Annotated in this window: 16 protein-coding genes, 1 tRNA gene and 1 pseudogene; 8 read left to right on the top strand and 10 right to left on the bottom strand. The window is 67.1% G+C overall.

The genetic code is table 11. The features are described 5' to 3' along the window. Positions 1–19: 19 nt before the first annotated feature. Positions 20–607: a HalX domain-containing protein gene (locus tag AC4NMM_RS02630; protein ID WP_491923462.1), complete on the bottom strand. Its 588-nt coding sequence runs from the start codon at positions 605–607 to the stop codon at positions 20–22. A 180-nt stretch (positions 608–787) separates the two neighbouring features. Continuing rightward, positions 788–2,275 carry an IMP dehydrogenase gene (gene guaB / locus AC4NMM_RS02635; RefSeq protein ID WP_491923463.1) on the bottom strand — a complete coding sequence of 496 codons (1,488 nt, stop codon included), beginning with the start codon at positions 2,273–2,275 and terminating at the stop codon, positions 788–790. 316 nt (positions 2,276–2,591) lie between these two features. Between guaB and AC4NMM_RS02640 the strand changes: the two genes are divergently transcribed. The 5 genes from AC4NMM_RS02640 (at position 2,592) to AC4NMM_RS02660 (ending at position 5,049) form a co-directional block, all read left to right on the top strand. Beyond that, positions 2,592–2,798: a DUF8099 family protein gene (locus AC4NMM_RS02640; RefSeq protein WP_096393252.1), complete on the top strand. Its 207-nt coding sequence runs from the start codon at positions 2,592–2,594 to the stop codon at positions 2,796–2,798. Continuing rightward, complete coding sequence (locus tag AC4NMM_RS02645) at positions 2,799–3,806, top strand: DUF5794 domain-containing protein (RefSeq protein WP_491923464.1); 1,008 nt, start codon at positions 2,799–2,801, stop codon at positions 3,804–3,806. Positions 3,807–3,914: 108 nt separating this feature from the next. Further along, positions 3,915–4,139: a DUF5795 family protein gene (locus AC4NMM_RS02650; RefSeq protein ID WP_008445657.1), complete on the top strand. Its 225-nt coding sequence runs from the start codon at positions 3,915–3,917 to the stop codon at positions 4,137–4,139. A gap of 117 nt (positions 4,140–4,256) precedes the next feature. Further along, a tRNA-Trp gene (locus tag AC4NMM_RS02655) sits at positions 4,257–4,431 on the top strand. A gap of 402 nt (positions 4,432–4,833) precedes the next feature. Continuing rightward, positions 4,834–5,049, top strand: coding sequence for a hypothetical protein (locus AC4NMM_RS02660; protein ID WP_082224245.1), 216 nt, complete (start codon positions 4,834–4,836; stop codon positions 5,047–5,049). A gap of 64 nt (positions 5,050–5,113) precedes the next feature. On the opposite strand, the pseudogene AC4NMM_RS02665 reads toward AC4NMM_RS02660, so the two are convergent. The 7 genes and pseudogenes from AC4NMM_RS02665 to AC4NMM_RS02695 all read right to left on the bottom strand — a co-directional run. Next, positions 5,114–5,274: pseudogene (locus AC4NMM_RS02665) on the bottom strand (PIN domain nuclease); the annotation flags it as partial. 16 nt (positions 5,275–5,290) lie between these two features. Continuing rightward, a complete protein-coding gene (locus tag AC4NMM_RS02670; RefSeq protein WP_491923465.1) occupies positions 5,291–6,547 on the bottom strand; it encodes an RNA-guided endonuclease InsQ/TnpB family protein in 1,257 nt (418 codons plus the stop codon). 841 nt (positions 6,548–7,388) lie between these two features. Next, positions 7,389–7,589 (bottom strand): hypothetical protein, encoded by a 201-nt coding sequence (locus AC4NMM_RS02675; protein WP_096393247.1) that lies wholly within the window; start codon positions 7,587–7,589, stop codon positions 7,389–7,391. A 59-nt stretch (positions 7,590–7,648) separates the two neighbouring features. Further along, entirely contained in the window at positions 7,649–7,861 is a 213-nt protein-coding gene (locus AC4NMM_RS02680; protein WP_096393246.1) for a helix-turn-helix transcriptional regulator, read from the bottom strand. A 2-nt stretch (positions 7,862–7,863) separates the two neighbouring features. Then, complete coding sequence (locus AC4NMM_RS02685) at positions 7,864–8,289, bottom strand: hypothetical protein (RefSeq protein ID WP_231899202.1); 426 nt, start codon at positions 8,287–8,289, stop codon at positions 7,864–7,866. Positions 8,290–8,471: 182 nt separating this feature from the next. Then, positions 8,472–8,669: a DUF5800 family protein gene (locus tag AC4NMM_RS02690; protein ID WP_096393244.1), complete on the bottom strand. Its 198-nt coding sequence runs from the start codon at positions 8,667–8,669 to the stop codon at positions 8,472–8,474. A 91-nt stretch (positions 8,670–8,760) separates the two neighbouring features. Beyond that, a complete protein-coding gene (locus AC4NMM_RS02695; protein WP_008445673.1) occupies positions 8,761–8,940 on the bottom strand; it encodes a DUF5786 family protein in 180 nt (59 codons plus the stop codon). A gap of 225 nt (positions 8,941–9,165) precedes the next feature. Here AC4NMM_RS02695 and AC4NMM_RS02700 point away from each other — a divergent pair, with 225 nt between their 5' ends. After that, complete coding sequence (locus AC4NMM_RS02700) at positions 9,166–10,365, top strand: polymer-forming cytoskeletal protein (protein ID WP_491923466.1); 1,200 nt, start codon at positions 9,166–9,168, stop codon at positions 10,363–10,365. A gap of 107 nt (positions 10,366–10,472) precedes the next feature. On the opposite strand, the gene AC4NMM_RS02705 is transcribed toward AC4NMM_RS02700, so the two are convergent. Then, positions 10,473–11,240 (bottom strand): ribonuclease H-like domain-containing protein, encoded by a 768-nt coding sequence (locus AC4NMM_RS02705; protein WP_096393242.1) that lies wholly within the window; start codon positions 11,238–11,240, stop codon positions 10,473–10,475. A gap of 97 nt (positions 11,241–11,337) precedes the next feature. Between AC4NMM_RS02705 and AC4NMM_RS02710 the strand changes: the two genes are divergently transcribed. Next, positions 11,338–12,096, top strand: a complete 759-nt coding sequence (locus AC4NMM_RS02710; protein WP_491923467.1) for a glycerophosphodiester phosphodiesterase — start codon at positions 11,338–11,340, stop codon at positions 12,094–12,096. A 26-nt stretch (positions 12,097–12,122) separates the two neighbouring features. Next, positions 12,123–12,857, top strand: a complete 735-nt coding sequence (locus AC4NMM_RS02715) for an SOS response-associated peptidase (protein ID WP_491923468.1) — start codon at positions 12,123–12,125, stop codon at positions 12,855–12,857. The last annotated feature ends 24 nt before the right edge of the window (positions 12,858–12,881 follow it).

The raw sequence follows: 12,881 nt of genomic DNA on the forward strand, positions 1-12,881 counted from the left end.
GGTCCGGTTCGGTCGCGGGCTACCCGTCGGCGTCGAAGTCCTGGAAGAGCTTCTCGTAGTCCTCGTCGTCGGTCGCGACCGCGTCGCGCGACTCGTCGGCCCGCTCGCGGAGCTCCTCGATCCGCTCGGTGAGCCGCTGGTACTCCTCGTTGTCGGCGAGGTCGCTCGCGCTCTTCTCCGACTCCAGCATCGCCTTCTTCGAGGTCAGCGAGAACAGCTCTTGGACCTCGGAGTCGTACTCGCCGCGCCGCAGCAGTCCCTCGACGGTCTCTCTGAGCGTCTCGCTCGTGACGGGCTTGACGAGGTAGTCGTCGAACCCCATCTCCAGGATGTCGAAGTCGGGCTCGACGGCGGTGACCATCGCGACCCGGCAGTCGATGCCGCGGTCGCGAACGGCCGTGAGGACCTCGTCGCCGGAGAGGCCGGGCATCCGGCGGTCGAGGAGGATCGCGTCGACCTCGTCGTCGGCCTCGTCGAGCTGATCGAGCGCCTCGCGGCCGCCGTACGCGGTTCGGACGCGATACTCGTCGCCGAGCCAGGCGGCGTACAGGTCGGCCAAGTCGGGTTCGTCCTCGACCACGAGGACCAGCGGCGGTTGCTCACTCATGGATGACGGGAGCGAGGGGGTGTTCGCTCACACGTTTCGTCTCGCCGCTGGCTATATTAAAATACCTCTTCGACGCGCCGGGAAACCGGTCCCGCCGTCGCGCTCGGGTCCGGTCGCGTCCGCCCGAGCCGGCCGTCCGGGTTACTCGGCCAGATTACTTGCCTGGGTTATCCGTCCGGGCTACTCGTCCGGGCTGTAGTTGGGCGCCTCGTCCGTGATCATCACGTCGTGCGGGTGGCTCTCGCTCTGGCCCGCGGTCGAGACGCGGACGAACTCCGCGCGCTCGTGGAGGTCGGGGACGGTCTCCGCGCCGACGTACCCCATCCCGGAGCGCATCCCGCCGGTGAGCTGGTGGAGCTCGGAGGCGAGGCTCCCCTTGTACGGGGTCGCCGCCTCGACGCCTTCGGGGACGAACTCCTCGTCTTCGTCCTCCTCCTTGAGGTAGCGGTCGCCGCCGCCGGACTTCATCGCGCCGACCGATCCCATCCCGCGGTACTGCTTGTACTTTTTCCCCTGCATCGTGATGACGCGGCCCGGCGCCTCGTCGGTGCCGGCGAAGTAGGAGCCGAGCATCACCGCGTCGGCGCCAGCCGCGAGCGCCTTGATCGCGTCGCCGGAGTAGCGGATGCCGCCGTCGGCGATGACGGGCACGCCGTGACCGGCGGCGACGTCCGCGACCTCCGCGACCGCGGTCATCTGGGGCATCCCCGCGCCGCTGACCACGCGCGTGGTACAGATCGAGCCCGGCCCGATGCCCACCTTCAGCCCGTCGGCGAAGTCGACCGCGGCCTCGGCGGCCTCGCGCGTCCCGACGTTGCCGACGACGACGTCGGCGTCGACGGTCGCCTTGATCGCCTCGGCGGAGTCGAGCACGTTGAGGTTGTGCGCGTGCGCGCAGTCGATGAAGATGACGTCGACGCCGGCCTCGTCGGCCGCGACGGCGCGCTCCTCCTCGAAGGGGCCGACGGCGACGCCGGCGAGCAGGCGCCCGGTCTCGTCGCGGGCGGCCTCCTCGTGCTCGCGGCGCTGGAGGATGCCCTGCATCGTGACGAGGCCGACGAGCCGGTCGTCGCCGTCGACGACCGGGACGCGCTCGATCTTGTGGTCGTACATCAGCTCCAGCGCCTCGCGGGCCTCGACGTCCTCGGGCGCCGTGATGACCTCGTCGGTCATCGCCTCGCGGACGGCGTCTTCCTCGCCGACCTCGAGGTACGGGCGGATGTCGGTGCCGGAGATGATCCCGAGGACGGCGTCGTCCTCGTCGACGACGGGAGCCCCGGAGACGCCCTGTCGCTCCATCACGGCGTCCGCCTCGCTGACGGTGTCGTCCGGCGAGACGGTGACGACGTTCTCGCGGCGGATGACGAGCTCGTGCGCGCGCTTGACGCGCTCGACCTCGGCGGCCGTCTCCTCGACGGTCATGTTGCGGTGGAGGACGCCGAGGCCGCCCTCGCGGGCCATCGCGATCGCGAGGTCGCTCTCGGTGACGGTGTCCATCGCCGCCGACAGCACGGGGACGTTGAGTTCGACGTTCTTCGACACCCGCGTGCTGAGGTCGGCGTCGTCGGGCTCGACCCGACTCTCCTTGGGGCGGAGCAGTACGTCGTCGAACGTCAGCGCTTCCGGAACCTCGAGCTTCGCCGAGAACCGGCCAGAATCTGTCGCCATATAATGCGTCATGAACGGCCGATGAAAAGCGTTGCGAGACGGCACGGACGTGGTGGTTAGTCACATTCGAATCCGTGTTGTATACACGATTATGTGTATTCAACCGCGGAGCGCGCTCACACGTGACCCGTCGGACGCGGCTCGTCGTCCGACGGAGATCGCCGCTCACGGAGCGGGAGAGAGCCGAGAGATGATCGGGGAAACCCCGTGTGTGTCGACGTATCGTCATCGAAGGCGATTTTTCTCCGTCGATCCATCGTGTCGTGCGGACACGTCTCACACAACCTTTAACGCGACCGAAACACGTATATCAGATATGGACTCCGACAGTCCCGTGAACGTGCGCATCGCCGGCCAGCCGAACGCCGACCTCGGCGTCCGCTTTACAGCCGGCAATCCGCGCAAACGCTTCACATGGGCTCGTCGGGCCTCCCGCGGCGTGGACTCCGCGTGCCGGTCCCCAGACCACCGCGAGTCGCACGCGTCCCACCGCCACCCCGCCGGTCAGGGCTATCGTCCCTAAATGAGCACGTCACGCCACCCGGTCGCCCTGCGGCTCGAACAGCAGGTCGGGAGCGCGACGAAGCTGCTCGCGACCGTCATGGCCCTGCCGCTCGTCGACGGCATCTTCCCCGCCCTCGTCGTCGCCGGCGTCCTCGGCTCGGCCACGGGCGTCGTCGAGACCGGCATCCTCATCTTCGGCGGCTCCGCGACCGCCGCGGTGATCCTCGCGGAGATGGACGGCTCGCGCCGGGAGATGGCGACCTCGGTGCTGCTTATCGGCGCGGTGATCATCCCGGTCGCCGCCGTCGAGGCCGCCCTGGCGCCGACGCTCCAGGGGCTCCTCGATCTGCCCGTCTTCGAGCGGTTCGCCGGGCTCGTCATCCTGACCGTCGCCGCCAAGACCGCCAGCTCGGAGGTCGGCGAGTACCTGCCGAGCCCGGGCGTGATCATCGGGCTCGGCCTCGTCGCGAGCTTCGACCCCTCGGGGTTCGCCTTACGGACCTCGACCGAGTACGTGGTCAACGGCACCGCGGCCGCCGCCGTGGGCGTCGCGTTCGCCCTGTCGATCGCGCTGCTGTCACCGCACCTCCGAGGCCGCGTCGACATCGACCGGTTCCGGTTCGGCTCCGCGGTCGCGCTGGGGGTGCTCGCGCTGCCGATCCTGCTCGGCCCGTTCGACCTCATGCAGACGGACGCGCCCATCGCGCTCGCGGTACTCGCCGTGACGACCCTGTTCGCGTACGACCCGAACACTGACGGCGTGGCGGGCCCCACCGGCGACGGTGACGCGCCCGACGGTGACGAGTCGACGGACGAGGGCGCGGACGAGGAAGACGGAGACGCGACCGACGACGAGGGCGCGGACGAGGAGCCGCCGAGCGACCCGCCGCTCGACGCACCCCCGGAGGGACCCTCCCCCGTCGTCGACGACGACGTCGCGGTCCTCGCGAACGGCGGCGAGGGGCGCGAGACCGACGACGACCCGGACCCCTTCACGGACGACGACTCGCGGGCGCCCTGGCTGTAGTTCCGGGATAATCGGTCGCGGACCCCGGCACGTTCGACCCGCGTCGGTCGTCGATCCGCGTCCCGCGCGTGTCGCCGGGGTTTAGGTACTCGACCCCGAACGGCAGGTATGTCGAACCGCGTCGTTCAGGGGCGGATGGTGACGCCCGAGAAGCTCGCAGAGCTGGTCGAAGGGGAGTCGGTACTGGAGGCCGAGTCGATCGCGGACGCCGACCGCGACTGCCCGGAGTGCGGCGGCGACGTCATCTCGGTCGGCTACATGCCGAGCGTGACCGAGTTCGTCACCGGCTACAAGTGCCAAGACTGCGACTGGAGCGACGACGACCGGGAGTAGCGTCGGTCGGATCGCCGAGGTGTCACGCGTTTTCGGTCGCCGCCGTCGCGCCCGCGAACGCCCTCGATCGAAACCCCTTTATCCGCGTTTCGGCAACGTTCTGATGCGAGATCACGCGGGGCTGTGGCCAAGCCAGGCATGGCGACTGACTCCAGAGGCTTGCGCCCGGGACGACACTCCAGACTGATATACCGAGCGGCCGACTGATCATCGGTCGTGTTGACGACCCTCTGGAGTTCCGAGGCGCACCGGAGATATCAGTCGATCGGGGGTTCAAATCCCTCCGGCCCCACTTCCCGCCGTCGCGAGCAACACCGCGAGCGACGGCGACGTGCTGAGGTGGGATTTGAACCCAGCGGACGAGCGGAGCGAAGTCCGCGTGGTTCACAATCCCTCCGGCTCCATATTACTCCGAAACGCTTCGTAATTGGCAGCAGAGGCTCTGTTCATTAAGTTCTCCGCCTCCAAGGATAATGGTATTCATTCGATCAGGGAATAATGACACGCGACATGATACAATTTGGAAAGATGATGTAAAGCGAAAGTAGACTATCTTGAGCGTCCTCAATGCGCCTAATCTCTCCACCCTATTCTGGCAAAAACACCGTGAGAGGTATAGAAAACAGATAGCCCTCTCAACAGAAATCAGAATCGGAATTCAAATGACTGAATGGTTGTAACACAGGATGTCCGAATGTCAGAAGATAGCAGTTCTACCCACGTACCCAGCCAGCCCGTTGTTGTCCAAGAAGATACCCATCAAAACGAAATTCCGGAGAATATCGACTCAGAGCTGTATTCAGCAGATAGCCCCACTAACTCGTTCCACGAGTTCACAATCGAGCGTGGAGACGAACTCGTTGAAGCACTCCGCAATAACGGCTACACGGTCAAATTCAGAGAGCGGTGACATTCCGCTTGGACTTCGATGGGAGCGGATAGGTTCGGTGTGCTCAGTCTGTCTGAGGCATGGCTCACTCCTCGCCAGTCGGTTCCAACGGAAGACGCTCGGGATCGACATCCTCGTATGGTTTGTCAGAGCTTAAGATGGGATGCCACGAGTTTCGGCAGTAGCGGCATGGAACGAATCGAACGCGATCATTCGGTCATCGAAATAATTCACAGCCGTCAACAACCCCACCCTACTTCGCTCACCCTGACGGGTTCGCTCGTTGAGGGAGGGGCTTGTCCGTGAACTCAGCCTCAAACCCGTCCGGGTGGGCGGTGAATCCGCCACTTGGCGTCACTGTTCCAGACTTGAGGGCGAGTTGACTGTCGCCCGTCCGCCGAGACGACTGTTGGCCTCGACGGACATACCGCATCCCGATGTTCTTCGCCGCGTTGTAATCCGCGTTCGCTTCCGATTCGCACTTCACGCACCGGAACTCCGTGCGAGTTCGGCGATTCTCGTCTGCCGTGAATCCACACTCGGCGCACCGTTGCGACGTGTACGCCGAACCCACTTGCTTCACAGAGATGCCGACTGCTTCGGCTTTGTACGCCACTTGCTCGTACAGCGTTCCGAACGCCCACTTGTGCCCCCACGACGCACCCGTTCGGTCGCGGATGTCAGTCAAGTCCTCGAACGCGATCACGTCGCACTCGTATCGAAGTGCTTCATCCACAATCGCGTTCGACGCTTGGTGAACAACGTCACGAACATATCGTCGTTCGCGTCCACTTGATTGTTCGAGCGTTCTGTGGGCGCTTCGCGTGCCTGTCTGTTGGAGTCCCGCACGGACTTTCTCGAACTCGCGGAGGTTGTGTGAGAGTTCGCGCCCACTGATGAATCGTGCTGTGCTGGTGACGGCGAGGTTTTCAATACCGAGATCAACCCCGAGAACCGTTCCGTCCTCGGCGGTGTCTCGCTCAGTGTCGGTCTTGGGTCGGCGGAAGCCGATGTGTAAAAAGTAGTCGCCGTCACGAGCGGTGAGTGTGCTTTCCGTGACGCTCCAGTGGTCGGAGTCGAGGTACTGCCGTTGGTAGCCATCCTCGGCTTCAGGGAGCGCAAGTTCACATCGGACGCGACTCTCCGTCGTGGAGAGTGACACTGTATCGTCATCGAACAGCGTCATCGTTCGAGTGTCGTACGTTACCGTGGGTGCGGTGAACGTGGGTTTACTGGCCTGCTTGCCGTTCGAGTGGCGTTCGAGACAGCCGGTGATGGCTTGTGCGGCTTGATGGGTGGCGAGGATCGCGTGCTGACTCCCGAGGTCGGTTTCTTCGCGCACGTCGTCGTAAGCGAGGGGTTGTACGTCGCTCTTGGCGTTACACTTCCCCCACGCCATGTCCGTGGCGAGTTGGCACCCACGCTTCCACTCGGAGATGGTTTCCTCAAGCAACTCGCGTTGCTCATCGTCTACCGAGAGGCGAGTGATTGCCGTCCGACGCACGTAGTCGTCTGCCACAGTTTCAATGTGTGTGAGCGGCAATTTATAAGCTGGTGTTTGTTACAGATACGAACGCGCTCCTCCCCTCCCTACTCGCTCCCCTCGGTCGCTCCTTGAGGAAGGGGACTCCGCGCTATCGCTTCAGTTGAAACCCTATTCTTCAAATATAAATTAGGATGAAACACCCGGTCGCTGAATGGTGCTTCTCGATCGGTAGCGGGAGTGGGTATAGCACGTCTTGAGAGCGGTCGTTTATAAGTCAGATTGCGGTGTTGCTGTCGGCTGTTTATAAGTGGCCGACGCTACCGCGGCGAGTGCCTCCAAAGCCCCAGTCGCGAGGCGGGCGCACGCTCGCTGTGCTCCTCGCTCAGTCGCTGGCGCTCCTTCGCTGCGGTGCTTGCGTCGCCTGCGCCCGCCTCGCGACTGCCCCTTTGAGTCCCGCCCCGCACCGCTCAGCACCGCAGCCTCACGCCTCCCCAACCTCGCCGCTCACGCCCTGCGGGCGTTCGCGGCGTCCCTCGCGGGCTGGCTCGCGGCCGCCGGTGGCGGCCGCTCGCAGGCGCGCCGACCGCAGCCGGGTTTATAAGCGATCGTCGGCATCGCTCTCGGTCATTTAAATACGACATCACGGCAGGCGATCTGCGATACTCACTCCCGTTCTCGCTCATCTCTTCCTCTGTACTGACCACGCCCCGGTCAGAATGTATCACTTCCTAAGGATTTCAACAGAGCCGTTCAGCCCAAGGTTGGTCTGAATCGTGATCGGCCCCTAACGGAGTAGGGAATAGAGACGTACTCGACGGACAGGAACAGGCTCGTCGGCCGGTCGTCGGCGTCGAAAATTCGATTTGGCTTCCAACTACCGACGAGCCACGATCCGCGCGGCCATCACGCCGACGAGCGCGATCATCCCCGCCATCGCGAGGTAGATTCCCAGCCCGATCAGTTCGCCGTTCGCGCCGTTCACGCCCGCGAGGCCCAGGAACACGACGGCGATGACGGCGTGGAGCGCGAGCACGCCGGACGGGACGTTCGCTCCGAGGTCGAATCCGATGTCCATGCCGTTCGCTTCGGCGGGCGTCGGAAAAAGTCGTCCGGTCGGACCGCGCGACAGCGGCGCTACGAGCGCGGCTCGTCGGGCAGGTCGAACACGTCCTCGACGCGCGCGTCGAACTCGCGCGCGATGCGCCAGGCCAGCTCCAGCGAGGGGTTGTACTCGCCCTTCTCGACGTAGAGGACGGTCTGTCGAGTCACGTCGACGCGGTCGGCAAGCTCGGCCTGGGTCAGCCCCGCCTCCTCGCGGAGCTCGCGGATGCGAGTGTCGAACTCCACGATCACGCCTCCACGCCCCGCCGCCGCACCCAGGCGCGCGTGCCGTGGGCGACGGAGGAGACGCAGATCGCGGCAGCGGCCCAGACGACCACGACGCGGGCCTGCGCGTAGGCGGTCTGTGCGACGCCGTCGATCCCGCCCGTCGCTTGGAGCGCGGACCCGACGAGGAAGACGGCGAGCGAGGCCCCGAACAGCAGCACCGCGGCGCGGCTCGCGGCGGTCCGCGTGAGCGCTCGGGTACGCTCGTCGGTCGGCGTGTAGCCGACGCGGTCGGCGAGCGTACGGCTCACGGGGAAGAACGCGACGAACAGCACCGCGCCGCTGGCGATGAGCGGGGCCGACTCCCGGGCCAGTCCGAGGTTGAGCGTCAGCACCGTGACGAGCATGTGAACGGCCCGTCCGATGCGGTACTTCGTGCGAGGTCGCATGCGGTTGTCACCTCTGTGTGTTAATTCAATCTAACGTTATATATTTCTTACTCCGATCGGTGAGGCGGGGCACCGTCGCTCGCGAGGGGCAGGTCAGATCGCACAACGAGAGCGGATTCGACGGGGCGGTACCGAGTCGGGGTCGTCAGAGGAACGGCCGGCGAACGGGCGGCAGTCGCCCGTTACAGCACGTCCCCGATCCGGACCGGCTCGCCGTCCAGATCCGGGTCCTCGGCGACGATCGTCAGGACCTCGTGGTCGGTGACGTCGCGGTACGACTTCCCGGTCGCATCCTCGATCAGCGTCTTCTCTAGCTCGAACTCGGTCCCCTCGTAGACGACGTCGACCCCGCGGTCGGTGAACGTCAGGTCGGTACTCATGCGTCGGCGTAGGCGGCGTATCTGTAAAAGGAGCGCGACACTGGTCGGGGCCCGCTGAGGGCTATCGGGTGCGAGGGTCTCTCGACGGCGGCTACTCCTCGTCGTCGTCGCGCATCTCGGAGAGGCGGCCGACGAGGTCGTCGGTGTCGGCGTCGCCCTCGATGGAGACGTCGCCGTCGTGGTCGTTCTCGTGGACGTTCACCGCGTCGTCCTCGTCGGTGTCGACGTCCTGGTCCTTCTGTTCGCTCTCGTCGTACGATCCGAATCCCATAGGTGCCTCTTCGGCGGCGCACTGAAAAGCGCAGCGACCGTGATCCGCCGCGGTAGGGATTCACGTCCCATCTCGGGCGAGGCCGCGGCGGAAGTACAGCGGAGGCGCCGCGGAGGTGCGGGGGAGGTGCGGCGGAGGTCGGCGGAGACGCGACGCCGTGCGCCCGCGTCCGACGCCCGTCCGACGCCCCGTACCGTTTATACGGGCGGGGCGACTGCTCCCGGTGTGTCGCTGCGAGGAGACGGTCCGATAGAGGAGCTCGCGATCCCCTCGGGGACGACCGTCGAGGAGCACGACGTCGTCGTCGACGGCGACGTGCTCGTGGGCGGCCAGTCGACCGTCGAGCTCGGCGTCCGCGGCCGCAACGTCGCGATCGGCGAGCGCGTGCGCGTCGGCGACGACATCGAGGCCGAGGGCGACTGCCGGCTCGACACCTGGTGTTCCGTCGACGGCAACGTGCTGGTCGGCGAGGACGCGTACCTCGGCGAGCGGGTGACTGTCACCGGCCGCCTGATGGTGTCCGGCGACCTCGACATCGGCGACGACGTGACGATCGAGGAGGGGTTCGAGGCCAACGGCTGGATCGTCATCCGGAACCCGGTGCCGACGATCGTCTTCTACTTCATCGTCCTCTCGCAGCTGCTGCGCGTCGGCGAGACAGACGCCGCCGACGAGCTGGCCGAGGCGCTCGCCGACGGCGACGACGTCCGGGATCCCCTGCTGGTCCCGCGGAGCGCCGAGATCTCCGACGACGCCTGGCGCGTGTCGACGCCTGCCACGGTCGGCGACGACTGCCGCCTCCACGGCAACCTCCGCGCGGCGTCGATCCGCGTCGGCGAGCGCAACGAGGTGTTCGGCTCGCTGCGCGCCCGCGAGGACGTCACCGTCGGCGCCGACACGGTCATCCACGGCGACGTGACGACCCGCGGCGGGACCGTGACCGTCGAGAGCGGCGCGCGCGTCCTCGGCGACGTCTCCGCGGGCGACCTCGTGGTGTACGACGGCGCGGAGATCCAGGGCACCCTCCGGGCCCGCGGCGAGATGAAACTGATCCAAGAGACGGACGGAGAGGCCGACGGCGCGAATGAGACCGACGCTGACGACGCGGACGAAGCGGACACTCCCGACGCGGACGAAGCGAACACTCCCGACGCGAGCGAGACCGACGCTCCCGACCCGGACGAGGCGGACACCGACGACGTCGACGGCGGCGCCGATACCAACGGCGACGAATCCGAGACAAACGACGAGTCGGCCGAGAACGAACCGTCGGCGTCCGGCGACGTAGATGGACGGGAGGCTGCCGACGACGAGACCGCCGACGGCGACGAAACCGCCGAAATTGACGAAGAGGCCGACGACGAGACCGCCGAGGAGGCCGCGCCGGTGACCGCCGACGCGGCGACAGCCGAAGACGAGTCCTGAGCGCGGACGGGTCAGGCGTCGGGTTTCGCGGAATTCTCCTGCGCGCTGACGACCTCGGCTACCCGTCATGAGGCCGTACTCGGCGTCCGCCGGCTGTCAGGTCCCTCTCAGTCGCCGTCTCCGTCGGGAGCGACGAACACCTCGTCGTCGAGCCGTGCGCAGACCTCGTCGGCGAGCGCCCGGAGGTTCACGGTGTCCTCGCGGTTGTACGAGACGAGCGTCTCCAGCGCCGCCTCGTCGCCGCGCTCGTACTCGCGCCAGAGACGGACCGCGTCGCGCCCGGAGATGTCCGGGCGGTCGCGGTCGATGCCGAGCCGTTTCTCGATCGGTTTCAGCCCGCCCGAGAGCCCGATCCGCTTCGCGGGGTACATCAGGTCGAGGTGGGGGGTGTCGATCTCGACGTCGAAGGAGGTCTCTAAGAAGGGGACGTCGAAGCGCGCGCCGTTGAACGTCGCGAGCAGGCTCGCGTCGGCGAACTGCTCACGGAGGCGCCGCGCGGTGAGGTCCTCGTCGGCGACGAGCGTCGTCGTCTCGCCGCCCTGGTGGAAGCTGACGGTCGTCACCCGGTCGCGCCGCTCGTCGAGGCCGGTGGTCTCGATGTCGAAGAAGCAGGTCTCCTCGCGGAAGTTCTCGTAGAGCCGCCAGCGCTCCCCCGAGGGAAACTCCCGGTCGAAGTAGGCGGCATCGCCGTCGTCGAGTCGCGCGAGCGCCTCCGCGATGAACGACTCGATCCGATCGGCGGTCGTCGCCCCCACGCCCGCGACGTCGACCGCGGGGTCAAACTCCTCCCACCTCGTGACCCCTCGCTCCCAGAGGCGCCGTTCGGTCGTCTCGCCCACCCCCTCGACGGGGATGAAGCTGTTCTCGATGCGCATGTCCGTCCCGGAGCGACGCGCGGGCAAAAAGCCGACGGGAACGTCCGCGGGTCCCGGACGACGAAGAGCTAACACGGTCCGAGTCCGACAGGGACGCGTGACCGACCGCGCGAACAGACGAGGGGAAGACGCGAACGCCGAAACCGACCGGACGGAGCCGTCCGACGTCACCCTGATCGGTCACCGCGGCTGCGCCGGGCAGTACCCGGAGAACACGGTCGCGGCCGTCGAGCGCGCGGCGTCCCACGTCGACGCCGTCGAGGTCGACGTGCGGCGGTGCGCGAGCGGCGAACTCGTCGTCTTCCACGACGCGGAACTGGATCGGCTGACCGACGCCGCCGGGCGCGTCGCGGACGCCGACTGGGACGAGCTCCGCGAACTGACGGTCCTCGACTCCGGCGAGCCGATCCCGCGACTCGAAGAAGCGTTCGACGCCGCGCCCGACGGTCTACTCCTCAACGTCGAACTCAAGGTGCCGGGGATCGCGGTCGACGCGGTCGACGCCGCTCGACGGGCGGCCAACGACGTGCTGTTCTCGTCGTTTCATCCCGAGGCGCTGGCGTCGCTTCGGGACCGCGACCCGTCGACGGACCGCGCGCTGCTCGTCGCGGACGGGGGCGTCGAGCGCGCGGTCGAAGCGGCGACGAACCTCGGGTGCGTCGCGGTCCATCCCCCGATCGACCTCGCGACCGGACCGGGGTTCGTCGACGCGGCGCACGAGGCCGGGCTCGCGGTGAACGCGTGGACCGCGCGCGACCGCGAGGACGCGGAGCGGCTCCTCGCGGCCGGGGTCGACGGAGTGATCGCGGATCGGTGGGACCTGCTGCCGGGAGCGAGGGAAACGTCGCGAGATTAAGTGAGTCCCGCCCCAAGCTCGTCGACATGTGCGGCCGCTACACCCTCTTCACCCCGACCGCCGACCTCGAAGCGCGGTTCGGCGCCGACTTCGGCGACCACGAACCCAGTTACAACTGCGCGCCCGGCCAGTCGCTCCCGGTGATCGCCGAGGAGGACCCGTCCGAAGCGACGCGGATGGAGTGGGGACTGACGCCCTCGTGGGCCGACGAGTCGTTCGATCTCATCAACGCCCGCGCCGAGACGGTCCGGGAGAAGCGGAGCTTCGCGGACGCCTTCGAGCGGCGGCGCTGCCTCGTCCCCGCCGACGGCTTCTACGAGTGGGTCGACGGCGAGCGGGGGTCGGGCAAGACCCCCTACCGCGTCGCCTTCGAGGACGACCGCCCGTTCGCGATGGCCGGCATCTACGAGCGGTGGGAGCCGCCCGAACCGGAGACGACGCAGACCGGCCTCGGCGCGTTCGGCGGCGGGAGCGCGGGCGGTGAGAGAAGCGAGGGGGACGACGACGGCGTCGTCGAGACGTTCGCGATCGTGACCTCCGAGCCGAACGACCTCGTCGCGGACCTCCACCACCGGATGGCGGTGATACTCGACCCCGACGCCGGCGAGGAGGAGACGTGGCTCGGGGGCGACGCGGACGAGGCGGCCGCCCTGCTCGATCCCTACCCGAGCGACGAGCTGGCCGCGCACCCGGTGTCGACGCGGGTGAACTCGCCGAGCGTCGACGCGCCGGAGCTGATCGAGCCCGTCGCGGGGGACTGAGCGACAGAGAAGGGTCGCAGCGTT

The organism is Halorubrum sp. SD41 (assembly GCF_058630335.1).